This is a genomic window from Chloroflexaceae bacterium, from assembly GCA_025057155.1.
Taxonomy (GTDB): domain Bacteria; phylum Chloroflexota; class Chloroflexia; order Chloroflexales; family Chloroflexaceae; genus JACAEO01.
In genome coordinates, this window is record JANWYD010000024.1 from 48,458 (window position 1) to 72,374 (window position 23,917).

Below are 23,917 nucleotides of genomic sequence, written 5' to 3' on the forward strand. Positions count from 1 at the left end.
CGCGGGGAACACGGGGGGCGCCTTCGCCATCAACGCCGGCACGGGGCAGATCACGGTGGCCGGGGCGCTGGATTACGAGAACCTGAACACGTACACCCTGACGGTGCAGGCGTGCGACAACGGCGCGCCGGTGGCGTGCGGCACGGGCACGGTGACGATTAATGTGCTGGATCAGAACGAAGCCGCTCCGACTATCACGCCCGGCCAGACCTTCAGTGTGGCCGAGAACAGCGCCATTGGCACGGCAGTGGGAACCGTGGCGGTGACCGACCCGGATGGTCCGGCGGCCACGCGCGCGTTTACCATTACCGCGCCCGCTGGCGCGCCCTTTGCCATCGGCTCGCCGGGCGGGCAGATCACCGTCAGCGGGGCGCTGGACTTCGAGACCCAGAACAGCTACACGCTGACCATTCAGGTCTGCGATGGCGGCGCGCCCAATCTCTGCGGCACGGGCACGGTGACGGTGAACGTGACCGATGTGAACGAAGCGCCTGCAGTTGACCTGAACGGCGCGGCCCCCGGGGTGAATTACACTGCCGCGTACACCGAACAGGCCGCGCCAACAACGATTGTTGACGCGGCGGCAGCGGTGACCGATCCCGATACCACCGCGCCCAACAACCAGATCGCCACCCTTACCGCCACCATCACCGCCTGTGAGGCGACCGAGAGCTTGAGCGCCTTTTCGGGAACGTGGAATGCGGCGACATGCACCTTTACGGTGACGGGGCCGCTGAGCACCGCGGCGATGAGCGCCGTGCTCCAGACCCTGAGCTATGCCAACACGTCGGACACGCCGCCGGCTTCGCGCACGATCACGGTGGTCGCCACGGACAATGGCGCGCCGCCGCAGACCAGCCCGGCGGCTACCATCACCCTGAACATCACCGCCGTGGATGACCCGCCCACGCTCGTCAACAACGGCCTGACCGTCGGCGAGGGGCAGAGCGCGGCAATCTCAGCCGCGGCGTTGCAGGCGGTTGACCCCGACACATCGCCAGCGAATCTAAGCTTTAGCCTCACGGCGCTGCCTACGCGCGGCCAGTTGCGCCTGAACGGGATTCTCGTCACGGGGGGCAGTTTCACCCAGGCCAATATCAACGCCGGGCAGTTGGTTTACATCCACGACGGCTCGGAGACGACCAGCGACAGCTTCAGCTTTACCTTGAGCGATGGGACCACGACCCTGCCCGTGGCGACGTTCAACATTACCATCACGCCGGAGAACGATAACCCGGTGGTTGCTACCAGCGCCGGCGCCACGCCATATGTGCAGGGGCAGCCGCCGGTGGTCATCGATCCCGGCGTGACCGTGACGGACGCGGATAGCCCCAACTTCAACGGCGGCAGCCTGAGCGTTACGCTGACCGGCGGTGGCTCTCAGGATCAGCTCGGCGTGCTCAACCAGGGCGATGGCCCGGGCCAGATCGGCGTGAGCGGAGGCATCGTGCGCTACGGCGGGGCGCCAATCGGCTCGTTGAGCGTGAGCGGCGGCGGCCCCCTGGTGGTGCTGTTCAACGCCAGCGCCACGCCCGACGCCGTCCAGGCCCTGACCAGGGCGATCACCTTCGCCATTCCGACGGGGACGGCCGCCAGCGGCCCGCGCACGGCGACCTTCATTGTCAGCGACGGCGCGGGCGGCAACAGCGCTCCGGCGACGAAGGCGATTGACGCCAACCTGCTGCCGTTTGCCGTCAATGACACGCGGCAGGTGTTGATGAACACGCCCGCCCGTCTGCCGGTGCTGGCCAATGACTCCGATCCTGACGGCGACCCGCTGACCATCACCGCGGTCGGCACTCCCAGCAATGGGAGCGTGCAGATCATCGAGAATGGCCAGGCGCTGCGCTACACGCCGGGGGCCGGGTATCTAGGGCCTGATAGCTTCACCTACACCATCAGCGATGGGCGTGGCGCCACGGCGACTGCGACCGTCAACCTCACGGTCGAGCGGCCGCGGATCTTGCTGCCGTATATCCACGATCGCCCAGTGGAACCTGACCTGGTGGTGGACTTCAGGCTTGTTCCCGAGCGTCCCCGCGCCTTTACGCCCGCCAGGGTCGAGGTGACGGTGACCAACCGCGGTCGCGGGCCGGCCTCGAACTTCTGGGTGGACTTCTACATCAACCCGCGCGAGGCGCCCACGGTGAACCAGCCGTGGAACGAACTCTGCCGCGACCGCAACTGCCGGGGCATTGCGTGGTTCTATGAGGGAACCCTCCGCCCTGGCGAGAGCGTGACCCTCACCAGCACGCCGCGGAGCGAGAGCAACCCCAACGGCTACCAGCCCCGCTACACGCTCTGGGATGGGTTCTTCGAGAACGGATCGTACAGCCTCTACGCCTACGTGGATAGCTGGAACCGCGACAGCAGCGGCGCGGTACGCGATCCCCGCGGCGCAATCGCCGAGGAGAACGAGGATAACAACCGCGCCGAGCGGCAGGTGACCATCGAGGTTGATCGCTAGCGCCAGGTTCGAGGGTGGGGGAGGTCGCCTGGCCCTTCCCCACCCATCCGGCGGACCGGGGTGTCTCAGCTTCAGGAGGTTTTGTATGCAACGCCAGATTGTCAGTGTGACCCTGATGCTCTGTGGCGCGATCCTGCTGATGTTAGGGATGGTCGTGGTTCCCGCGCCGGCGGCGGTAGCAGGGCCGGCGCTGCAGCCCTCGCCGCGCCCGCCGCTGGAGCCAACTGCCCCTCCAGAGGGCGGCCTGCCCGCGCCCACGCCGGTTCCCTACGGGCGAGTGACAGGAACGATTATTGACCTGCGCACGGGCGCCCCGGCGCCGGGCAAGCTGGTCGTGATTGGCGACTCGACTGTGATCAGCGATGCGAATGGCAACTATGACCGCTGGGTAGTGAGCGGCTTCTACGATCTCTACCTGAGATTGCGCGATGGCGAGGGACGGGTGGCCCAGCCGCCCCAGCAGATCGCCGTGGGCAACGGCGATACAGTGGTGGTGCACCTGTTCTTCACGAGCGAAGCGCCGGTCACCCCCGCCGCGCCGGAGCCCACCGCGACGGCAGCCCCCGCGCCTGCCGCAACAGCGGCGCCGACTGCGATACCGACGCCCACTCCCCGTGAGGCGGTGGCAGTTGTGCCGGTCTCGCTGCCGACGACAGCGGCCACCAGCGCGAGCGTGCCGGGGCCGCTGCTGCTGGCGGGCGCGGCGCTGCTGGTCCTCGGCGCGTTGTTGCAGGTGCGCCCGCGCCGCCGCGCCGCCCGGCGCCACGAGGCCGACCAGCGCCTGCTGCGCCGGATGCTGGCGACCCCGCCCGAGGAGGCCTCAGAGGAGTAGGAGCGTTGCTCTGGTCGTGTGGAGATGTGGAGGTGTGGAGGTGTGGAAGTGTGAAGCGGATTGCCAGGCCGATGTGAAACAAGCCTTTGTGGCGCATCCGGCAAGTCATGGGTCATGGTAAGCGCCGCGAAGCATCTCGTCCGGGACACTTCGCTTCGCTCAGGGTGACACAGAACCTGCCGGACGCACAACTTGCCGCTACCCTACAGCTCCACACCTGCACACCTCCACACCTCCACACCTCCACACCTCGACGGACCGGTCAGCAGGGAAGCGAAGCAACTGTCAGGCGGTGATGCCCGAGTCTGAAACACACCTTAGCCATCGTCCTCGGCAATCACCCGCGCCGTCACGCGCTCAATCTCGGCAAGGCTCTTGCCGCGGGCGCTCTCCAGCCGCTCGAGGCGCTTCTGGAACTGGGCCAGGGCGTAGGTCGAGAAGGTCTCGATCTGGAGATTAAAGGGCATCACTTCGTAGCACTGAAAAGCCTCGTCAATCACGCCCATGGCATAGAGGAGCAATTCGCTCATGCGCGCCTCGATGGGCGCCCAGAGGCCGTCATCGGCAGCGATGAGCCGTGAGAGCAGGTAGACGCCGTAGGCAATGTGGCGCGATTCGTCCTGCTTGAGCAGGCGGATGCCCTCGCGGGTGCCGGGCAGGAGATCGTTGGCCTCAAGCATGGTGAAGTAGGCGTGATAGCCCGTCTCGGCGAGCACGCCTTCGACGATCATGTTGTAGGTGAGGGCAGCTTCGGCCTGGGCCAGGGGAGAGGCATCCTCAGCCAGGCGGCCCATCGCCGCAGGCAGTGCCTCGTAGATCAAGGCGCGAAAGCTGGGGGTGTGGTAGCGGCTCAGGTCGTGATCGGTCGCGGCCACCTCGTCGAGGAAGCGAGCGAAGAAGTCGGTGTGCTTGGCCTCCTCGAAGAGAAAGGTGGTCAGAAACAGTTCCTCTTCAATCCGGCCCTCGCGGGCCACCACCTGCACGAGCGGCAGCAGGTCGAGAGTCACGGCCTCTTCGCCGGCCTGGAAGAGAGCGGTGAGTCGCAGCAGGAGATCGCGCTCAGGCGCGCTGAGGCGCTGCCAGTCGGCAGCGTCGCGAGAGAGGTCAATGGCGCCGGGGTTCCAGACGCCGAGGCGCTTGGCTTTCTCGAAGAGGCGCATCGGCGGGCTGTCACGGCGCAGGCCACGCGTGGTAGTAGCAAAGCTGGTGTGCACGGGTTTTTCCTTTTCTTGTGCAGGGCTTCACCCCAGGCGCCGGGTGGCGTAGGTCAACTCGCGGGCGCCGAGGCCGGTGTCGCGTCCGGTAGTCGCGAGGGTCTCCGCTTCGCGCAGGGCGGCCAGGGCCAGTTCGCGCTCGCCCAGGTCGCGCAGACGCGCTGCAACGGTCTGGAGGAGCCTGGCGGCGCCAGCGGCGTCGCCGCTGGCTGCCGCGGCCGCCGCGCGCCGCTGGAGCCGGGCGATGCTGGCGCGTCCCGCCCCTGCGAGGATAATCGTGTCCGGCGCTCCGGGGCCAGCGTAGTGCCCCAGCACATCGGCGCCGGCCTGCGCTGTTCCGGCGCGGGCCGTCAGCGCAGCCAGGCGCATCCGCGCGCCGACAGCCGGCGCGGGGGGCGCCAGGAACTCCAGCAGCAGCCGCACCGCCGCGCCACGCTCCAGATCGCCCAGGCGCAGGCGGATGGACCACGCATCGGGATCGCTCTCCCACTCCAGCGGGGCGAGGTCGGGCGCCAGTCGGGTGGCGTGGCGCAGGGTCACGCTGCGGGTCAGGCGGATCTCCAGGGTCAGCGAGCGGGCGACTGCGCCGCGGGCAGCGTCGAATTCGGCGCTGACGGCAGCGGGGATCTCCTCGGCGCGGCGCAGGAAGGTCGCCCGTCCCCCGGTCAGATCGGCCAGGCGCGTGAGCAGGTCATCCTGGAACTCGCCGCCGAGTCCCAGAGTGCTGATGCTTGCCCCGCGGGCTGCGGCGACGCGCGCCAGGGCGATGCACGCCTCGGGGTCACGAGTGAAGCCGTCGGTGAGCAGAACGATGCGCCCGACCCGGCCCGTCGCGCCTAACTCCTCCAGCGCCAGGCGCATCCCCGCTGCCAGGTCGGTTTCCTCGCCCAGTTGCGCCGCCCGCAGCGCGGCGATCCCGGCGACCAGGTCGTCGCGCCGCGCGCCGTTGCCACTGGCCAGGCGTTGAGCTCGCTCAGCGCAGGCCACCAGACACAGGCGGTCGTCTTGCTCCAGCCGCTCAACCACACTGTGCAGGGCGCGAGCGGTATGGTCGAGGGCGCTCGGCGCGACAGCGCGGATGGCTTCGGGGACGGGGCCGGCCAGTTGCCAGACGGGCAGCCCGTCTACGAGCACCTCGTGCGCGCCGCCGCCGCGCACCAGATCGCGAAACTGCTCTTCGCTGACAATGGGAATGCGCATCGAGCGGCTGGCGTCGGCCACCACCACCCAGTTCAGCGGCATAGCGCCCACGCTTCCCTCGGCGCCGATGGTGACCAGGACATACGCTACCTGCGCCTCAGCACAGGGGGCCAGATCTATCATCGGAGGGTAAATGGCGAGATGAAGAGTCATACGGCGACGCTCATAACCATTTTGGATTTTGGATTTTGGATTGCCGTATGTGGATATGGCGTTTCAACGAGACATAGGGATGGTGTGTATGCGGTGCATTCAACAGCAATCGGTACAAGGTGACGTGATGGCGCAGAGGCATGAGCGTCGCAAACGATAGGGCAGATCCCTTGCGTCTTCGCGCCTTTGCGTCACCTATGAGCCGTTCCCTAGAGGCGCCAGATCCACCAGATCGGCGCCGCCGGCCACGCTGGCGCCCTGAGTGTAGGGCAGGCGGCGCACCACGCCGTTGTAGGGAGCGACAACGGTATGTTCCATTTTCATCGCTTCGAGCACAACCAGCGGCTGGCCCTCGCGCACATGCTCGCCTTCGCTCACCAGCACCTTGATCAGCGTGCCGGGCATTGGCGCGGTGAGGCTGGCGGCATCGTGGCCGCCTCCGGCGCGAGCGGCGCTGTCGGCGCTGAGGGGCGCGGGCCGCGCCAGGCGATAGCTGAAGCCGCGCCAGGCCAGAAGGATGGCGCCGTCGTAATCGCGGGCCACGCGCAGGCGCTCCAGCCGTCCGTCCAGTTCCACCAGCAACTCGCCGGGGCCGGTGGCCCGCACCTGCCCGTGGCGCCGCTCATCTGCCAGAGTGAACTGCCATCCCTCCCGCTGGCGTTGGGCGTGGAGACGGTAGATGACGCCGCCGTGCTCAAAGCTGACCGGAATGCTGGCGCCTCCGGCGCGCCAGCGTTCGGCGAAGGGGTCGCTCACGCGCTCATGCTGCCGTGGGGCGACCTGAAGTTCGTAGAGCGCGGCAGCGATGAGCACTGCGGCGGGCGGCGCGGCAGGCGGGGCCACCTCCAGGCGATGCTCGTTGAGAAAGCCGGTGTGGGTATCGCCGCTGGCGTAGGCAGGGTGGGCCGCCAGAGCGCGCAGTAAGGGCAGATTGGTAGTCAGACCCAGCACCGCGAAGTCGTCGAGGGCGCGGCGGAGCCGCTCAACCGCCGCAGGGCGGCTCTCGGCGTGAACCACCAGCTTGGCGATCATCGGGTCATAGTGGACCGTCACCTCGTCCCCGGTGGTCAGGCCAGCATCCACGCGCACGCCCGGCCCCTGGGGCGGGTCGAGCAGGGCCAGGCGCCCCACCGCAGGCAGGTAAGTCACCGGGTCCTCGGCGTAGAGACGCGCCTCGATGGCGTGGCCGCGGAAGCTGATATCCCGCTGGCTGAAGGGCAGGCGCGCCCCCGCTGCGATGGCGATCTGCCAGCGCACCAGATCGAGGCCGGTGACCTGCTCGGTGACGGGATGCTCGACCTGAAGGCGGGTGTTCATCTCCAGGAAGTAGAACTGGCCCGCGGCATCGAGCATGAACTCGACCGTCCCGGCATTCACGTAGCCCGCAGCGCGGGCGACGCGCACCGCGGCGTCGCCCATACGAGCGCGCAGATCGGGGTCGAGGGCAGGGGAGGGCGACTCCTCCAGGATCTTCTGGTGGCGGCGCTGAATGGAACACTCGCGTTCGCCGAGGTGCAGCACGTTGCCGTGCGCGTCGGCGAGCACCTGGATCTCCACGTGGCGCGGGCGCAGCAGCAGGCGTTCGAGGAAGACAGTATCATCGCCGAAGGCGGCGCGGGCTTCGCGGCGGGCGCCCTCGAGGGCCGCGGCGAAGCCGCTGGCGTCGTTGACCACGCGCATGCCCTTGCCGCCGCCTCCGGCGCTGGCCTTGATCAGCAGGGGGAAACCAATGCGTTCGGCTTCGGCCAGCAGCCGCGCCTCGCTCTGCTCGGCGCCGTCGTAGCCGGGCACGACGGGCACGCCGGCCTCCTGGGCGATGCGACGGGCGCCGATCTTGCCGCCCATGGCCTCGATGGCCTCCGGAGGCGGGCCAATGAAGACCAGGCCGGCCTCGGCGCAGGCGCGAGCGAAGGCGGCATTCTCCGACAGAAAGCCGTAGCCTGGATGAATGGCCTCGGCTTCCAGCTCGCGGGCGGCGGCGATGATCGCCTCGATCCGCAAATAGCTCCGGGTCGCGGGAGCAGGGCCGATGGGATGGGCGGCGTCGGCCAGACGCACATGCAGCGCGCCCGCGTCGGCCTCCGAGAAGACCGCGACGGGGCTGATCCCCAGTTCACGGCAGGCGCGGATGATACGAACGGCGATTTCGCCGCGGTTGGCGATCAGGATGCGGGAGAACATCTGGCATGACCCTTTTATGCGATTTTGAATTTTGGATTTTGGATTTTGGATTGCTTTCGTGGGACCTGGCGATGATGCGGAGAGGCGCAGACTCCCGATACCCCTCCAGGTGGTCGCACAGGGCTTTGAGCTAGGTTCTTAACCTGGGGAGCACCTGCTCGCCGAAGGCGCGGATCCAGGCCTCCTGGTTGCGCCCGACGTTGTGGACGTAGATGGCGTCGAAGCCCAGGTCGAGAAAGCCCTGCAGATGGGCGCGATGCTCCTCCAGGTCAGGCGAGATCAGCACGCGGCCGGTGAAGTTCTCGGGGCGCACCAGCTTCGCCATTGCGGCGAAATCCTCGGGCGAGCGGATGTCCTGCTTGGGAAAGTTCATGCCGCCGTTGGGCCACTCGACCAGGGCGTTCTGGAGGGCCTCCTCGTAGGTCTCGGCCCAGGAGATGTGGAGTTGCAACAGTTTGGGCATTTTCGCCGGGTCCTTGCCGGCCTCGCGGGCGCCAGCGGCGAAATGGTCGAGAATGCCGCGCAGCTTCTCGTGGGAGGCGCCGGGGGTGATCAGCCCGTCGCAGGTCCGCCCGGCCCACTTAAGGGTCTGCGGGCCGGTGGCGGCGATGTAGATCGGCACGGGTTGCTCCGGCAGAGTCCACAGGCGGACCTTGTTCATCTTGAAGTAGCGCCCCCGGTAGCGGGTCTCCTTGCCGCTGAGCAGGCGCTGGATGATCTCGGTGGCTTCCTGGAGCATTTCAAAGCGGACGAGGGGATCGGGCCACTCACCGGCGACAACGTTCTCGTTGAGTAATTCGCCGCTGCCGAGGCCGAGCCAGAAGCGACCGGGGAACATGGCCCCCAGGGTGGCGGCGGCCTGGGCAATGACGGCGGGATGGGTGCGGAAGGAGGGACAGGTCACGCCAGGGCCGAAGGTGTGGCCGGTAACAGCGCCGAGGGCGCCCATCCAGCTATAGACGAAGGCATTGTGACCCTGGGCGGGCACCCAGGGCTGAAAATGGTCGGCGGCCATCACGCCGCGGAAGCCGTAACATTCGGCCAGTTTGCAGTGTTCAAGGAGTTCGTTAGGATGGAACTGTTCGAGGGCAGCCGAGAGGCCAATCGTTGCCACGGCGCGGGTCCTTTCGTTCACGGGGCAGTTCTGAGTGTAGTATAACACTGCCTGGAACCCGCGGCGCGCGAGGAGTTAGAGCCGGCCCGCCGGGCCGGCTTTACCGCGCGATGGTATGGGGGTGGCACCGGCCGGGCGGGCCAGCTTTACCACGCGATGGCAGGCCGGCGCTACCCCGCCACCGGGCAGGTTGGCCGCCCGTGCCGGGCGTCGAGTCTATCGGATGACCAGGGGCAATGCCACGACGCCCATTTCGAAGGCCCCAATGTCGCACTGGCCGCCTTGCGGACGGGAGACGCCGCGCTGGTCGGTGGCCGCACAGGAGGCGTTGTTACCCGCATTGAGCGCCGGACTGCCCGCGTTGAGCGGGAAGTAGGCAGGTGAGCCGGTCAATGCGCCGAGGTTGGGATCCTGCCCGATGATGTTGCCGTTCGCGCCGTTGGTCAGACCACAGGCGCTGCCAGTGCTTTCGATAAGATTATTGTTGTTCGTGCCGCTCAGTGTGTCTTCGCAATCGCCTCCGTCTTCACTGTTGGAAATGAGAGTATTCCTGAGCGTTGTATTTCCGCCGTTGATAAAGACGCCGCCGCCGTTGGTCGCGCGGTTGCCGGAGAAGGTGCTGTTAGTCACTGTCACTGCACCGCTGGCGTTGTCAATGCCGCCGCCGAAGTTTGCGCTGTTGCCGGAGAAGGTGCTGCTAGAAACCGTCAGCGTGCCGCTGCTGAGGTTTACGATCCCGCCGCCGCTGCCGGCGCTGTTGCTGGAGAAGGTGCTGTTACTCACCGTCAGCGTGCCAGAATTGGCAACGCCCCCTCCACTGAATGGGGTGCTTGCATTGGAGATGGTCAGGTTGCGAAGGGTGAGGTCAGCACCGCTGTCTACAATCATTACTCGCACAGCATTATTTCCGCTGATGGTGATGGTTTGCCCGCCGCCGTCAATCGTCAGCGTCCCTGCGCCGCTCACAATATTCGGCAGAAATAAGCCAAGCGTAATCGTCCCGCTCACGCTGAAGGTGATGGTGTCGTTGCCGGCGCTCCCCGGGCCACAGCTGGCGTTAGCAGAAGCATTGTTCGCTGCCAGAATTGCTTCACGCAGGGTGCAGAACGTATCGTTCGCTATGGTATCCGCCAGTGAATTGACGACATACGCCACCGCGTACACGGGTCGCGCGCCCTGACTGGCCAGCAGCAGCGGCGCCAGCAGCAGAGCGAAAACCAGACGCAACGGTTTACAAGGACCTCCTGCAATGCGCGCATCGAAAAGGACACCGGGCTTCAGGGAATAGTGTATGTCAGCAAGACAGTTTCGGTGGCGCCCATGTCGGTTGTGCCGCTTGATTTGACCATACCCACGCCCGGCGCGTGCCAGGCGACGCTGGTGCTGTTGAACGTTAACGCGAGGGTATCGGAGATATAGATGTCAATTCTGGTAGAGCACTCGACCCGCAGAGCCTGGAACTCGCCAGCCGGGACAGCAACCGTCTCGACGTTCCCGGCTTTGCACGAGGTCTCCAACACGTTGCGCGACTCGAGGTTCACGCCGCCGGTGGTCTGCCCACCGCGATAAACGATACTCTGCGACCAGGTCTGCCCGGGCTGCGGATCGGCGGGAAAGGTGATGCCATCGTTCGACTCGACAGTGAAATCGAACCGCTCGCCGGCAGCAGCCACGGTCGGACCTCCGGATGGGGTCAGGGCGATGAGGTTGCCGTCCTGGCAGGCCCAGTTGCCTGTGCGGATCGTACCGACGCCGAACGTGTCCTGGTCGTCGAAGCCGTCAGCGCGGACGGCGGTAATGGCGCGAGTGAAGGTGTCGTTGCTCACCCCGCTGAGCTGGTATTGCCACGACGCGCCCTGTACCACAGGGTAATACGGATTCTGGCACGCCCTGGCGGACGAAGCGGCGGGCGCTTCGGTCGCGGCAGGCGTCGCCGTGGCCGCAGGCGCCGAAGTCGGCTCAGCCGTGGCCGCAGGCGCCGCTGTTGCCGCAGGCGCCGCCGTTGGCGCAGGCGCTGCGGTTGGCGCTGCGGTCGCAGCGGGGGCAGAAGATTGATCCGCCGAACAGGCTGTTAACGCTACAGCCGCCAGGACCAGAACAAGCCAGACGATTTTCATGCTGTTTCTCCTTTATCCTGCACGCGCCGCGTGCCGGGTGAGTCGCGGCACCCTCTGTGAATGGCGGGCGATCTTGCCGCCGAACAGATCGATGCGCCCTCTATCATACGGAGCGCTTGTTACGGCAAAGGGGCCGGTTCGGCCCCCGTGGCGCCGGGCAGGGCCGGTTACGCCGCCAAGGGCGACCGGCCGGTTACTCCCGTCGGTACAGAGGTGCACGCAGGTGTGAGTTGCCCCTCTCTTGTGGGTGATCCATAGCTCCACAGGGAGAAAGAGGGGCGGGAGGTGAGGAGTGTAAGCGCATTGGAATGCCGAAAACCGCTTCTCGCTCGAAAAATCCTGCACCTGAGAAAAAGGGGGCGGAGGGTGAAGGGAGGACCTACCGATTACCTGAATTGGCGGGGTTGATGCAAACTCTTGTTTTGGATGCGCCTGCCAGGTGTAGCGACGGGATCTGCCGGTACTCAGGCGCTCGTCGTAACTGCCGTGCCCGGCAGATACATTCCGTCCTCTGGCGCATAGGTCATACCGAGCCGATCGGCCGCGCGCGAGGTGAAACGCAGCAAGGGGTCTTCCGGACACAGGGCAGAGGACCTCTCCCCCACGTTACACTCATAGCTTCGGCTTCTGCACTCAGGGTGACAGCCGGCTCCAGCGTACCGTCAGGATGCGCGGTTTTTCTGCCGTCGCATCAGCCCTGAAGTGGCAGAGCCGCCAGTTCAGCGCGGTAGCGCGCCAGGCCGGTGGGGTCGTCCACATCGAGGGCCAGACGCGACGAGCGGTAGAGCCGGGCGACCAGGCCGCGCTCAACTGCGGCGCGCAGGTGGATGGCGGCGCTGTTGCCGCCGAAGCGGAAGGGCACCTCAGCCCCCGCGCGCAGAGCCAGGGCGTTGGTGCCCATGCCCAGGGCATCGGGCGCCAGCACCATATCGGCGCCCCTGGCGAGCAAGCCGGCCATTGCCACAATGTCTTCGGGGTTAACCAGGGGCACGTCGGCGGGCACGACGATCAGCGCCGCGGCGCCCGCGGCGCGCGCGGCGCTGCGGGCCTGCTCCAGAGCGGGGTTCAACTCCGCGCGGCTCTCGAGGAGCGGGCGCGCGCCGAGCGCAGCGGCCCGTTCCAGCACCTCGGCGTCGGGACTGACCACCCATACGGCGGCCAGCGGCGCCGCGTTCAACGCCGCCAGCACCCGTTCCAGCATCTCGAGCGTCAGCCGCCGCCGCTCTGGCGGCGTCAGGGCGCAGGCCAGCCGCGATTTGGCCTGGTCCAGGGCCTTGACGGGGACAATGGCATGCAGGTTGTTGATAGGTTTCATAGGTTCTTCACACCTCTACAACTCCATACCCGCCAGAGCCAGAGCGACACGCGCCAGACGGGCCTTTTCGGGCGGGCCGCGCATGATCGTATCGGTAACGGCGACGCGCATTCCCAGCGCCTCGATGGCGGGGACAAGATCGGCATCCACTGAGTCAATAATAATCCCGTCAAGTACATCGGCGTAGGCCCGCGCCACCCCCAGGGCCGAGACCTCCATCCCCACGGCGCGCATCAGCGGCACGGCCGGACCCTTGATCGCCGCGCCGCCAACGATCGGGCTGACCGCCACCACGGGGGCCGGGGTTTCCCGCAGGGCTGCGCGCAGCCCTGGCAGGGCCAGGATCGGCCCGATGCTGACCACGGGGTTGCTCGGCGCAATCAGCACTGCCGTGGCCCCGGCGATGGCCTCCAGCACCCCGGGAGCCGGCGCAGCGGGGCCGGCGGCGTGCAGGCGCACGCCACGCACCGCATCCTGGGCGCGCCGGCGCACCAGGTATTCCTCGAAATGGAACTCGCCCGCGTCGGTGAGAATGTGGGTTGGGGCCGGATCGTCGCTCATCGGCAGGATGCGCACCGCCACGCCGAGGGCCTGGCGAAAGGCGTCGGCCACGGCGCTCAGGCTGTGCCCGGCGCGCAGCAGCTCAGTGCGGCGGATGTGCAGGGCCAGGTCACGGTCGCCGAGTTTGAACCAGGTCGGCCCGCCAAGCCGTCCCAGCCACTCCAGGCAGGCGGTGGTGTCATCGGCGATGCCCCAACCCTGCAACGGGTCAATCACCCCCGCCAGGGTACAGGTGACGATGTCCAGATCGGGAGCGATGGTCAGGCCGTGCAGTTCAAAGTCATCGCCGGTGTTGACAATGGCGGTCACTGTTGCGGGTAGAACCACCTGCACGACCCCTTCAAGAAAACGGGCCGCGCCAACGCCGCCGGCCAGTACGACTATCATAGGCTGTGCTCTTCTTATTTCTCCTTTGTCACTTTACCCCTGGCGGGCGTTAGGGGGCCGCAGGCCCCCAAAGATCTTCCCTTCCTGGTGCAGCGCGGCTTCGCCGCACCAGGAAGGGGAAAGCCTGGAGGGGTGCAACCCCTCTGAACCTCCTCAGCGCAAGCTGCGGCAAGTGACAAAGCAGAGTTATCCGGTTATGCGCGGGCCGAGCGCCGCAAGCCGCTCGGCAGCGGAGAGCAAGGCCGAGTTATCCGGTTATGCGCGGGCCGAGCCCTCCCGGACCCTCCCCGCAGGTAGGGGCATGGGGAACGCCGGGTTCCTCGACCTCATATGAGCCGCAGGCGAGCGAGCCAGCGCAATGGGTAGCCAAACACCCGCGCTCCCAGCTCGCCACGGTCGAGCAAGAGGCTGACGCGGGCCAGGGCCAGGTCATCGGCGCGGCGGCGCAGCGCCAGGCCCGTGGGCGGGTCCGGGGCCTCGATGATGGCCAGCGCCTGGGACCACACATCGGCGCGCCAACCTTTGAGCAGGCGCGCAGCGCACCACTCATCGAGCGGGCCGCAGACCACATCGAGCGCCTGCATCAAGCGCGCGTAGGGTTCAACCACCTCGTCTTGCACGCGATCAATCGTTTCAGCGATCACTGCGTTGACGATGGTATAGTCGGCATAACGCTCGTGTCGCGTCTGCGGAGCGAGATCGCGCCAGACGGGGCCGAGCATGTCGGCGAGCACCTGCACCAGATCGTAGTTGATATGGGCGTTGACACCGAGGAGCAGACTGACCACCACCGGCGTTTCCGCCCGGCCAGCGCGGTCGAAGGCCGCGCGCCAGGACGTGGGGAGGCGCGGATCCGCGCTCTCATAGGCTGCTATGGCCTGGAAGTAGTAGGCGGCAAAATTGTGGATAAGATCGGTGACCCAGAGCGGGTCGTGGAAACGTCCAGCCTGAACGGCGGCAAACATATTGCCGGTCATTCGGGCATAGCAGTTCAGGAAGATCGCGCGGCGATCGCCACAGCGGTCCCAGAGGCCAATCTGCTCGGCCATCCGCGTGGTCAGTTGGATGTCGCGGGACATAACGGGGTTCCTGCACGCGCCGATCGCGGAGGGTGTTGTACCGATTTCTGTTGAACAGACTGAATACGCATCACCGCCAGATCTCACTGAGAGGCCATATATGGCCATCCAAAATCCAAAATCCAAAATCCAAAATCCCATCACTCCCACTGCACCACCAGTTCCTCCAGGGGACGCCGGGGACGCCGTAGCGGATCTTTCGCGGCGTAGCCGAGGGTGATCAGCGCATGGGGGTGCAAGGTTGCATCAAGGCCGAGGGCGGCGCGCACGGTCTCCTGGCAGAAGAGGGGCGCGCACATCCAGCCGCCATCGAAGCCGAGGGCATAGGCGGCGAGGAGCATGTTCTGGGCGGCGCAGCCCAGGCTCTGCACGGCCATGGTGACCTCGGCGGCCTGCCGCTCGGCATCGGGGTAGACGTCGAGGTCCTCCAGGTAGAGGCAGAGGAGCACCACCACCGGCGCGCCGATGATCCGCTGGCGCGATTTGTTAAAGCGCGCCTCGATGGTAGCATCGTCCTGTCCATCGAGGGCCAGTTGGCGCCGCCAGGTCGCGCCCATAGCCTCGGCCAGGCGCGTGCGGGCCTCAAGGCTGGTCAGCACCACGAAGCGCCATGGCTGGCGCCCGTGGGGTGAGGGCGCCCAGCGGGCCGCCTCCAGCACGGCCTCGATCTGCTCGCGGGCGAGAGGGTCGGGGCGAAAGGCCCGCACCGAGCGTCGCCCACGGATAATGCTGAAGAGGTCCATCCAGCCCTCCGCTGGCCGGGGATGGTCAACGAAACAGATCGAAGCGCGGATCGCGGATGAGGCGTCGCGCGGTGGCCTCCTCGCTGGGGGTGTAGGCGTATCCGCGCACGATCGCCGCAGGCACGCCGTCAATCTTCCCCATCACCAGCTCGGCGGCGCTGGCCAGTTCATCGGCGACGGCGATCAGTGTCGCCTGCATGGTGTAGCCATAGGGGTCGGTAGCGCCGGCATAATCGATCAGTGGCGCGATGCCGGCGCAGCCGATAGCCACATTCACCTGGCCCTCGCGCCACGGGCGACCGAAGGTGTCGGAGATAATCACCGCCACCGTCACCCCGGCGGCCTCGCGAATGGCGGCGCGGAGCCGTGCGGCGCTCGCGTCCGGGTCCTCGGGCAACAACGAGACAATCTGGCCGCCGGCCACGTTGGACTCGTCTACGCCGCTGTTGGCGCAGATCAGGCCGTGGGGGGTTTCGGTGATCAGCACGCCATTAGCCATTTTGACGATGCGCCGGCTTTCGCGCAGCACCACCTCGTAGTACGCCGCGTCCTTGCGCCCCTGCGCGGCCACCTGGCGCGCGAAGGCCGAAGGCTCGACCTGCGCGGGGTCAACCAGGCGGCCCTCGGCCTTCGATACGATCTTCTGGGTGACAACGAGCACATCACCCGGCGCGAGCAGTTGCCCGTTGGCATCGAGGGCCGTGAGCAGCAGGCGCGCCAGGTCATCGCCGGGGCGCACCTCGCCCACGCCGCGCACGGGGATGATCCGCACCTCCGCGGTCATGATGCATCCAGATACTTGCCTGCGATGACCCTGAGCCGCTCGCGGGCCTCGGCGGGAATGCACGAACGGTCGGTGATGATCGCCGTGGCAAGGGCGCTATGGGCGGGGCTTTCGAAGCCATCGCCGATCAGGTCCACGACATGGCGCACGATGCGCTGGGCCAGAACGGCATTGGCCTGAAGCACGGCTACTATCGTCTCCACGGTAACTGCGTCGTGATCGGGGTGCCAGACATCATAGTCGGTGACCATGGCGAGGGTGGCGTAGGCGATCTCGGCCTCGCGGGCCAGCTTGGCTTCGGGCAGGGCGGTCATGCCGATCAGCGAATGGCCGCGGCGGCGGTTCTCCTCGCTCTCGGCCTTGGTAGAGAATGCCGGGCCTTCCATTACCACCAGGGTGCCGCCACGATGAACGGTCGCGCCGGCCGCTTTCGCCGCGGCGTACAGCCGCTGGCTCAGACCGGGGCAGAACGGCTTATCGAAGCTCACATGGGCCACCACGCCATTCTCGAAGAATGTCGCCGGGCGGATGCCTCTGGTGCGGTCGAAAAGTTGATCGGGGATAACCACATGTCCCGGCGCGTACTCTTCCCGCAGTGAGCCAACGGCGCTCACCGAGATCAGATACTGAACTCCCAGTTGCTTGAAGGCATAGACATTGGCGCGGCTGGGCACCTCGCTGGGGTTGAGCCGGTGCCCACGACCGTGACGGGGCAAAAATGCCACCCGGCGACCCCCGAGCGTGCCAATGATGAACGCGTCGCTGGGAGCGCCGAAGGGCGTCTCCAGCGACACCTCCTCCACGTCTTCCAGGCCCTCCATTGCGTAGAGCCCGCTGCCGCCGATCACGCCGATCGTGGCCTGGGACATTGCTCGCTCCTTCACCGCTTCAGTTGCCAGATGCCAGTCAGGGAGCTTTCAGGGATTCTCGCCGTGGCCCAAATGAAGGGCGCGGACCTTCCACGCTCCCACGTTCAACCCGGTGGCGCGCGCGGCGCCTACCTGTCTGATGAGAGTATACCGCAAGACCGGAGAACGGCAAACAGGCCGTAGGAGTAGATACGGCTTGAAGGTGACAGCGCCGGGATGTCCCCGAGCTGGCGTGGTACAATATAGGCGTCGTTCCATCAGATGAGGAGCCGTCCCCATGAGCGACGATCCCCGCCAGGCGCTGCTGCGTCGCGTCGAGGAGCAGCGCGTTGCCTTCGTCAATCTCCAATTCACCGATATCTTCGGGATGGTCAAAACGGTGACCATCCCCGTTCACGAATTGCCCGACGCCCTTGACCATGGCGTCTGGTTCGATGGCTCGTCCATCGAGGGCTTCGCGCGCATCGTCGAGAGCGATATGTACCTGGTACCGGACCTCTCGACCTACGCACTGATCCCCTGGGATCAGCATGAGGGTCTGGCCACCGCGCGTCTGATCTGCAACATCTATACTCCTGATGGCAAGCCCTTTGCCGGCGACCCGCGCCACGTACTCGCCGCCGTTACGCGGCAGGCTGGCGAACTGGGCTTCGCCTTCAACGTCGCCCCGGAGATCGAGTTCTTCCTCTTCAAAACCGACGGCGATGGCCGCACCCTGCCCCTGCCCCACGACTACGCCGGCTACTTCGACGTCTCCACTGACCTGGCGACCCTGATTCGCCGCCAGATGGTGCGCGCGCTCCAGAGTCTCAACATCGCGGTCGAAGCCTCGCACCATGAAGTCGCCGCCGGGCAGCACGAGATTGACCTGCGCTACGCCGAGGCGCTGCGGGCCGCTGACCAGACGGTGACTGCCCGCGTGGCGTTGAAGGCCGTCGCCCAGCTCAACGGTCTTCACGCCACCTTTATGCCCAAGCCGATTGCCGAAGTAAACGGCAGCGGCATGCACGTGCACCAGAGCCTGGCGGATATCGTTACTGGACGGAACGCCTTCGCCGATCCGAACGACCCCTATGGTCTGTCGGCCACGGCGCGCCATTTCATCGCCGGGCTGCTGGCCCATGCCCGCGGGATGTGCATTATTCTGGCCCCGCTGGTCAATTCGTACAAACGCCTGGTGCCGGGCTTTGAAGCGCCAGTGTACATCTCCTGGGGGCGCACTAACCGCTCGGCGCTGGTGCGCGTCCCGCGCGTCACTGCGGGGCGCGAGCAGAGCACGCGCATCGAACTGCGCTGCCCCGATCCTTCCTGCAATCCCTACCTGGCCTACGCTGTGATGCTGGCCGCCGGCCTCGACGGGATCAAGCGCAAACTGCCCCTGCGCGAAGCCGCCGAAGAGGACCTCTTCCACGTGGACCCGCGCGCCCACGGCCTGGAGATGCTGCCCACCTCCCTCGGCAGCGCGCTTGACGCCCTGCGCGAGGATGAGGTGATCCAGAATGCTCTCGGCCCCTACATCTACGAACGCTTCGTTGACGCCAAACAGCAGGAGTGGGAGAGCTACCGGGCCTATGTGTCGCAGTGGGAAGTGGAGCGGTATCTCTCGATTTTTTAGGAAAAATAGTTCGGTTCCCTCCCCAACCTTCCCCCGCTGGGGGAGGAAGTCAGGCGCTTTCCTCCAACGGGGGGAGGCCGAGAGGGGGCTGGTTCGGCGCAGGCTTCGTGGCTGGAATTGCCGGCTTGCTACCTGATCGGGCGCCTGTGTTGCCTGAAGCCCCGGCCTACCCGAGCAACTGGAATGGAAGTCGCCTTCACGCTCCCCGACATAACCACTGATGTCCCGCTGCCGCCCCTCTTCCGGGTGCGGCAGCGCTGGGAAACGCGACCGCTGGCCGATGTGCCCGGGGCCACGCGCGCGCAACTGGAGGCCCTGGGCCTGCGCGCGCGCATCACTCCGGGGATGCGCGTCGCTGTGACGGCGGGCAGCCGCGGCATCCGTGATGTCGTGCCGATCACCCGGACGGCAGTCGAGTGGCTGCGTCTGGCCGGGGCCGCGCCCTTCATCGTACCGGCAATGGGCAGTCACGGCGGGGCCACTGCCGAGGGGCAACGCCAGCTCCTGGCCTCCCTCGGCATTACCGAGCAAAGCATCGGGTGCCCTATCCACAGCTCGATGGAGGTGGTGCAGATCGGCAGCCTCGACGATGGCACGCCGGTGTTCATGGATCGTCTCGCCTTCGAGTCCGATGGCGTGCTGGTGATCAACCGCGTTAAGGCCCACACCTCCTTTCACGGCACGATCGAGAGCGGTCTGGCGAAAATGTGCGTCGTGGGCCTGGGAAAGCGTCACGGCGCCGAAATCATCCACCGCACCGCCGTGGACGGCCTGAAGCGCCTGCTGGCGCCAATGGCCCGGGTGATGATCGCTAGCGGCAAGATCCTTGGCGGGCTGGCGATCCTCGAAGATGCCCGCGAGCAGACGGCTGACGTGGTGGGTTTGCCGCCGGAGGAGATCGGCGCCGAGGGCGAGGCCCGGTTGCTCGAACGCAGCAAAGCGCTGATGGCGCGCCTGCCCTTTCACCAGATTGATGTGCTGGTGGTAGATGAACTCGGCAAGAACATCAGCGGCACGGGCATGGACACCAACGTGATTGGTCGCCTGCCCATCCCCGGCCAGCCGCCCCCGCCCTCGCCGGTGATCAATGTCATCGTTGTGCTCGACCTCACCCCGGAGACCCACGGCAATGCCAACGGCATGGGCCTGGCCGATATTACCACGGCCCGCTTCGCCAGCAAGGTGGACCTCCGCGCGACCTACCTCAACGCGCTTACGGCCGGGCTGGTCGGGTTGTGCAAAGGCGCCCTGCCGATTGTCCTGCCCACCGGCCACGCCGCCGTTGCCGCCGCGATCCGCGCCTGCGGGCGAGCCGACGCCGCCGCAGCCCGTGTGGTGCGGATCAAAAACACCCTGCACCTTGAGCATCTGCTGGTCAGCCCGCCCCTGCTGCCCGAGGTCGCTGCCAATCCCGATCTAGAATTGCTTGGACCGGCCGGCTGGGAGGGGTTGGACTGAACCGGCGCTCAGGGAAGGGCATAGCTGTGGAGGCGCGGAGGTGTGGAGGTGTGGAGGTGAACGAACAACTCCACAGCTCTGCATCTCCACACCTCCACAGACCATCCCCGGAAAGCAACGCATTTATGTGCCCTGGCAGATAGACCCCGAGCGCCATGCATATTCTCCTTCTATCCCCCTACCCGCCTTACCCGCCACGGAGCGGAGGCGCGCTGCGCATCTACCATCTGTTGCGGGGCCTGGCGGCGCGTCACGAGGTGACATTGCTCACCTTCGCGCCGGACGCGGCGGCAGTGGCGGTGCTGGCGCCGCTGCGGGCGATCTGCGGCGTGATCACTGTGCCCGGCCCGCCCCGGCGCTCGCTGCTGCGGCGCGGCATTACCACCCTGGCCTCGCCAGTGCCCGACATGGGGCTGCGCAACCGGTCGCCGGCCTATGCCGAGGCCCTCAGCCGCCTGCTGGCCTCCCGGCGCTACGATGTGGTGCAGGCCGAGAGCATCGAGATGGCCGGCTACCTGATGCAGGCGCGCGGCCTCGGCCCGCTACTGGTGCTCGACGAGTTCAACGCCGAGTACGTGTTGCAGCGCCGCGCCGCGCTGGCCGATCTGCGCCGGGGCCTGGCGCTGCGCCCTGGAGCTTTCGTGGCCGGACTGTATTCACTGGTTCAATGGCGCAAACTCGCGCGCTATGAGCGGGGCGCGCTGCGGGCCTTTGATCGCCTGCTGGTCGTTTCGGAGCAGGACCGCGCCGCACTGGCCCGGCTTGATCCGCGCCGCGCCCACCGGCTGCGCGTTGTGCCCAACGGCGTGGATGCCGCGCACCTGCGCCGCGGCCCGGTGGTGGGCGACTTCGGCCCGGCCACGCTAACCTTTGTCGGCACGCTGGACTACCGGCCCAACCTCGACGCGCTACGCTGGTTCGTGAAGGATGTGTTGCCGCGCATCAGGGCGCAACGGCCCGACGCGCGGCTGCTGGTGGTGGGCCGGGCAGCGGGGCGCGCCGCGCAGGCCCTGGCCGATGGCGAGGCCGTTGAACTGGTGGGAGAGGTGGCCGACGTGCGGCCCTACATCGACGGCGCAGCGGTCTACGTGTTGCCGATGCGCATCGGCGGCGGGTCGCGCCTGAAACTGCTGGAAGCCCTGGCGATGGAAGCGCCGGTGGTCAGCACGCCGATGGGCGTCGAGGGTGTCGAGGGACTGCGCCACGAGACGCACCTGCTGATCGCCGAGGGCGCTGAGAGCTTCGCTGCCGCGGTGCTGCGCCTGATCGCCGATCCTGACCTGGGGGCGCGCCTTGGCGCCACTGGGCGCGCCCACGTGGCGGCGCACTACGACTGGAAGATGATCGTGCCGCGCCTGGAGGCGGCGTATCGTTGAGCCAGGGTCACAGGCGCGGCAGCCTGGTGGCAGCGGCGCCAGGTCACATTGAGACGCCCCATACAGCAATCCAAAATCCAAAATCTAAAATCCCAAATCGTATCACGGTGTTCGCCGGCTCAACCCGCCGTCGGTGGCGACCCACAGACTCCCATCGGGCGCGACGAGCAGCGCATTCACCGTGTTCCCTGCCAGGCCAGCTTCGACCGTTATCCGTTCCAGGCTGCCATCTTTGCCCAGGCGCAATAATCCATCGTTCGATGTGCCGATCCAGATGGTTTCATCGGGCAAGGCCGCGAGGCTCAGAATACCGCCGCGGATGTCTCCACCCGGCGGGAGCAGCGTTTGCCACGTTCCATCGGCGGCGCGCCGGATCAGGCTGCCGCCTTCGGCGATGTCGGCAAAGGCGAAGAGCAGCGATCCGTCGGCGAGAGCGAGGATGGCGCGCACATTGCCGGCCGGCAACCCGTCTGCCTGGCCGAAGCTTGCCCACTGTTCATCAGGGCTCAGACGGCCAACCCCATTCTCCGTAGCGAACCACAGCGCGCCATCGGGCGCGGGGGCGATGGCAAATACCGTGCTCCCCGCCAGACCATCGGCCTCGCTGAATTGCCGCCAGGTTCCCTCAGCGTCGCGCCGGAAGACTCCCTGGTAAAATGTACCCACCCACAGCGCGCCGTCCGCCGTTGCTGCCAGCGCCAGCACGTGCGCATTCGCGGGCCAGTCGGGCGAGTCGGGGAGCTGGATCCATTCTGGGAGGTCCGGCGTCACACGCAACACGCCCTGAGTCGTGCCTGCCCACAGGTCGCCAGAGGCGTCGGTTGCCAGCGCGGTGATCTCCGAGGACAACCGATCGGAGAGGAATGCCTGCCAGTCTCCTTCCGCATCAAGACGACTGAGACCCTGTGCCGTCCCTACCCAGAGATCCCCATTTGGTGCGCGCGCCAGTGACGTGATCTGATTGGAACTGTCAACTGGACCGTCACTATCCTGCAACGTTTGCCAGGCGCCATCCGGCAGCAGGCGAGCGATGCCGCGGTCCGTGCCGAACCAGATCGAGCCGTCCGCGCCGGGAGCGACACGCGGCACAAATGCCGGGGCGGCGCCGCTCTCCGGCGCGGCGCCGATGGTTTCATAGCTCCCGTCGGGGTCTAAGCGAATGGCGCCGGTCTCCGTAGCCACCCAGATCACCCCGTCCGCACCCACCGCAAGATCGCGGAAGAGCGACCCTCTGATGGATTCCTGTTCTGTCTGCTCGATCACCAGCGCCCGTTCCAGGCGACGATCAGGGGTCAGCCGGAGCACGGCGGAACCAATGCCAGTATCGGTGCGCAGCGTATTGATGGCCATCAGCACCGTCCCGTCGGGCGCGAAGGCGAAGGCCATCACCTGTCCATAGCCCAGGTCAGCGAGGGACAGGAAGCGCTGGCGTCCATCGGTGTGGAACACCCGGACACCGGCGGGCGTGCTGAGCCAGATGGCGCCGTCCGGCGCTTCGGCCACGGCCACCACATCGGCGAAGCGCGGTTGCAGGATAGCGCCTGGCGAGGCAAGCCTGGGACTTAAAAAACGCACGGTGCGCACCTGGCCATCACGCCCCAGCCGGGTGGCCCCCTGGGGGGTGCCAAACCAGACCGAGCCATCCGAGGCGCCCAGCACGGCGTACACAAAGGGGTCGGCCAGACCATCAGCGACCGTAAAACGGCGCAGCGAGCCATCCAGGCGCACCTGCACCGCCCCCGCGTCCGTTCCCACCCAGAGCGCGCCGTCGGCGTCAACCCCCAGCGCGGTGACCTTATTGCTGGGCAAGCCGTCAGCGGTGGTCAATTTGAGCGCCTCCGCCGAGGAGGCATCCCAGCAAGCCAGACCGCCGTTGGTGGCCACCCAGACCGTCTTGTCGTCAACCAGCAGGTCATTAACGAAATTCACCGAGGTGAAGGCCGTCCACTGTGGGTGGGCGAGCTGCGCAGCCATGCTCTCGGCGGCCTGGCGGCGCGCCTCGGCGGTCAGGGACATAGCGGCGGCGCGCTCTGTCAGGCGCGCCTCCATCTGCGCGGCGGGAAGCGGTCGCCAATCCAGCAATAGCGGCAGCGGCGAACGGAAGTAGATCGCCAGCCCCCCGATTAACAGCGCGACGATCGCGCCAGCGGCGATCCATACCCAGCTTCGTCGCATCACCGCCATACTTCCTTTCCGTGTTGTCTCCAGTCTCTCGAAGAACTATGCCTGAGCGTCTTTGCTTTAACTTTACTCTACCAGAGATACGGCGCCATTGCCGGGAGGGAGGTGGGCCGGGCGCGTCCGGCGGGGGCAGTGCGTCCCTCGGGCCGGGCACGCAGTGATGAGCGGCGGGGGGCGCGCCGGGCGCGGGCGGGCCGTCGGTCGCCCGCAGGCCGGACCCGGGGGAATGGGCGGCGGGGGCGCGTCGGGCGCGGGCGGGCCGCCGGTCGCC

Annotated in this window: 19 protein-coding genes; 5 read left to right on the forward strand and 14 right to left on the reverse strand. The window is 66.9% G+C overall.

What is annotated here, in order from left to right; genetic code table 11:
• Both NZU74_18325 and NZU74_18330 read left to right on the forward strand, forming a co-directional pair.
• Nucleotides 1-2,467, forward strand: a 2,467-nt coding sequence (locus NZU74_18325; protein MCS6883293.1) for a cadherin domain-containing protein, incomplete at its 5' end; no start/stop codon positions are given.
• Nucleotides 2,468-2,552: 85 nt separating this feature from the next.
• Nucleotides 2,553-3,299, forward strand: a complete 747-nt coding sequence (locus tag NZU74_18330; protein MCS6883294.1) for a carboxypeptidase-like regulatory domain-containing protein — start codon at nt 2,553-2,555, stop codon at nt 3,297-3,299.
• Nucleotides 3,300-3,616: 317 nt separating this feature from the next.
• Here NZU74_18330 and NZU74_18335 read toward each other — a convergent pair whose 3' ends face one another.
• The 12 genes from NZU74_18335 to mtnP all read right to left on the reverse strand — a co-directional run bounded on the left by NZU74_18335 (nt 3,617) and on the right by mtnP (nt 17,016).
• Complete coding sequence (locus tag NZU74_18335; protein MCS6883295.1) at nt 3,617-4,513, reverse strand: R2-like ligand-binding oxidase; 897 nt, start codon at nt 4,511-4,513, stop codon at nt 3,617-3,619.
• Nucleotides 4,514-4,540: 27 nt separating this feature from the next.
• Complete coding sequence (locus NZU74_18340; protein MCS6883296.1) at nt 4,541-5,866, reverse strand: VWA domain-containing protein; 1,326 nt, start codon at nt 5,864-5,866, stop codon at nt 4,541-4,543.
• 195 nt (nt 5,867-6,061) lie between these two features.
• Entirely contained in the window at nt 6,062-8,047 is a 1,986-nt protein-coding gene (locus tag NZU74_18345) for an acetyl-CoA carboxylase biotin carboxylase subunit (GenBank protein ID MCS6883297.1), read from the reverse strand.
• 130 nt (nt 8,048-8,177) lie between these two features.
• A complete protein-coding gene (locus NZU74_18350; protein MCS6883298.1) occupies nt 8,178-9,161 on the reverse strand; it encodes a TIGR03557 family F420-dependent LLM class oxidoreductase in 984 nt (327 codons plus the stop codon).
• Nucleotides 9,162-9,377: 216 nt separating this feature from the next.
• Nucleotides 9,378-10,388 carry a CSLREA domain-containing protein gene (locus NZU74_18355; protein MCS6883299.1) on the reverse strand — a complete coding sequence of 337 codons (1,011 nt, stop codon included), beginning with the start codon at nt 10,386-10,388 and terminating at the stop codon, nt 9,378-9,380.
• A gap of 50 nt (nt 10,389-10,438) precedes the next feature.
• Nucleotides 10,439-11,278, reverse strand: a complete 840-nt coding sequence (locus NZU74_18360) for a hypothetical protein (protein ID MCS6883300.1) — start codon at nt 11,276-11,278, stop codon at nt 10,439-10,441.
• A gap of 691 nt (nt 11,279-11,969) precedes the next feature.
• Nucleotides 11,970-12,593: a 2-phospho-L-lactate guanylyltransferase gene (gene cofC, locus NZU74_18365; protein MCS6883301.1), complete on the reverse strand. Its 624-nt coding sequence runs from the start codon at nt 12,591-12,593 to the stop codon at nt 11,970-11,972.
• 15 nt (nt 12,594-12,608) lie between these two features.
• A complete protein-coding gene (gene cofD, locus NZU74_18370; protein ID MCS6883302.1) occupies nt 12,609-13,541 on the reverse strand; it encodes a 2-phospho-L-lactate transferase in 933 nt (310 codons plus the stop codon).
• 326 nt (nt 13,542-13,867) lie between these two features.
• Nucleotides 13,868-14,620, reverse strand: a complete 753-nt coding sequence (locus tag NZU74_18375; protein MCS6883303.1) for a DUF5995 family protein — start codon at nt 14,618-14,620, stop codon at nt 13,868-13,870.
• 140 nt (nt 14,621-14,760) lie between these two features.
• Entirely contained in the window at nt 14,761-15,363 is a 603-nt protein-coding gene (locus NZU74_18380) for a nitroreductase family protein (GenBank protein MCS6883304.1), read from the reverse strand.
• Nucleotides 15,364-15,388: 25 nt separating this feature from the next.
• Nucleotides 15,389-16,147 carry a coenzyme F420-0:L-glutamate ligase gene (gene cofE / locus NZU74_18385; GenBank protein MCS6883305.1) on the reverse strand — a complete coding sequence of 253 codons (759 nt, stop codon included), beginning with the start codon at nt 16,145-16,147 and terminating at the stop codon, nt 15,389-15,391.
• Complete coding sequence (gene mtnP / locus NZU74_18390) at nt 16,144-17,016, reverse strand: S-methyl-5'-thioadenosine phosphorylase (protein MCS6883306.1); 873 nt, start codon at nt 17,014-17,016, stop codon at nt 16,144-16,146. Before mtnP ends, cofE begins: the two co-directional genes overlap by 4 nt.
• Before the next feature lie 277 nt (nt 17,017-17,293).
• Between mtnP and NZU74_18395 the strand changes: the two genes are divergently transcribed.
• The 3 genes from NZU74_18395 (at nt 17,294) to NZU74_18405 (ending at nt 21,465) form a co-directional block, all read left to right on the forward strand.
• On the forward strand, nt 17,294-18,631 hold the full coding sequence (locus NZU74_18395) for a glutamine synthetase family protein (GenBank protein MCS6883307.1): 1,338 nt from the start codon (nt 17,294-17,296) through the stop codon (nt 18,629-18,631).
• Nucleotides 18,632-18,814: 183 nt separating this feature from the next.
• The gene (locus NZU74_18400; GenBank protein ID MCS6883308.1) at nt 18,815-20,089 is read left to right on the forward strand and encodes a nickel-dependent lactate racemase; all 1,275 of its coding nucleotides are present in this window, start codon (nt 18,815-18,817) and stop codon (nt 20,087-20,089) included.
• A gap of 155 nt (nt 20,090-20,244) precedes the next feature.
• Nucleotides 20,245-21,465, forward strand: a complete 1,221-nt coding sequence (locus NZU74_18405) for a glycosyltransferase family 4 protein (protein MCS6883309.1) — start codon at nt 20,245-20,247, stop codon at nt 21,463-21,465.
• Between the two features lie 102 nt (nt 21,466-21,567).
• On the opposite strand, the gene NZU74_18410 is transcribed toward NZU74_18405, so the two are convergent.
• Nucleotides 21,568-23,640 carry a hypothetical protein gene (locus NZU74_18410; protein ID MCS6883310.1) on the reverse strand — a complete coding sequence of 691 codons (2,073 nt, stop codon included), beginning with the start codon at nt 23,638-23,640 and terminating at the stop codon, nt 21,568-21,570.
• Between the two features lie 72 nt (nt 23,641-23,712).
• A partial coding sequence (locus NZU74_18415) for a hypothetical protein (protein MCS6883311.1) occupies nt 23,713-23,917 on the reverse strand: 205 nt, incomplete at its 5' end.

Bases quoted from the DNA above. Each gene is read 5' to 3' on its own strand.
- NZU74_18330 (MCS6883294.1), top strand. From the start codon at position 2,553: ATGCAACGCCAGATTGTCAGTGTGACCCTGATGCTCTGTGGCGCGATC.
- NZU74_18340 (MCS6883296.1), bottom strand. From the start codon at position 5,866: ATGACTCTTCATCTCGCCATTTACCCTCCGATGATAGATCTGGCCCCC.
- NZU74_18345 (MCS6883297.1), bottom strand. From the start codon at position 8,047: ATGTTCTCCCGCATCCTGATCGCCAACCGCGGCGAAATCGCCGTTCGT.
- NZU74_18360 (MCS6883300.1), bottom strand. From the start codon at position 11,278: ATGAAAATCGTCTGGCTTGTTCTGGTCCTGGCGGCTGTAGCGTTAACA.
- cofC (MCS6883301.1), bottom strand. From the start codon at position 12,593: ATGAAACCTATCAACAACCTGCATGCCATTGTCCCCGTCAAGGCCCTG.
- cofD (MCS6883302.1), bottom strand. From the start codon at position 13,541: ATGATAGTCGTACTGGCCGGCGGCGTTGGCGCGGCCCGTTTTCTTGAA.
- NZU74_18375 (MCS6883303.1), bottom strand. From the start codon at position 14,620: ATGTCCCGCGACATCCAACTGACCACGCGGATGGCCGAGCAGATTGGC.
- NZU74_18380 (MCS6883304.1), bottom strand. From the start codon at position 15,363: ATGGACCTCTTCAGCATTATCCGTGGGCGACGCTCGGTGCGGGCCTTT.
- cofE (MCS6883305.1), bottom strand. From the start codon at position 16,147: ATGACCGCGGAGGTGCGGATCATCCCCGTGCGCGGCGTGGGCGAGGTG.
- mtnP (MCS6883306.1), bottom strand. From the start codon at position 17,016: ATGTCCCAGGCCACGATCGGCGTGATCGGCGGCAGCGGGCTCTACGCA.
- NZU74_18395 (MCS6883307.1), top strand. From the start codon at position 17,294: ATGAGCGACGATCCCCGCCAGGCGCTGCTGCGTCGCGTCGAGGAGCAG.
- NZU74_18400 (MCS6883308.1), top strand. From the start codon at position 18,815: ATGGAAGTCGCCTTCACGCTCCCCGACATAACCACTGATGTCCCGCTG.
- NZU74_18405 (MCS6883309.1), top strand. From the start codon at position 20,245: ATGCATATTCTCCTTCTATCCCCCTACCCGCCTTACCCGCCACGGAGC.
- NZU74_18410 (MCS6883310.1), bottom strand. From the start codon at position 23,640: ATGCGACGAAGCTGGGTATGGATCGCCGCTGGCGCGATCGTCGCGCTG.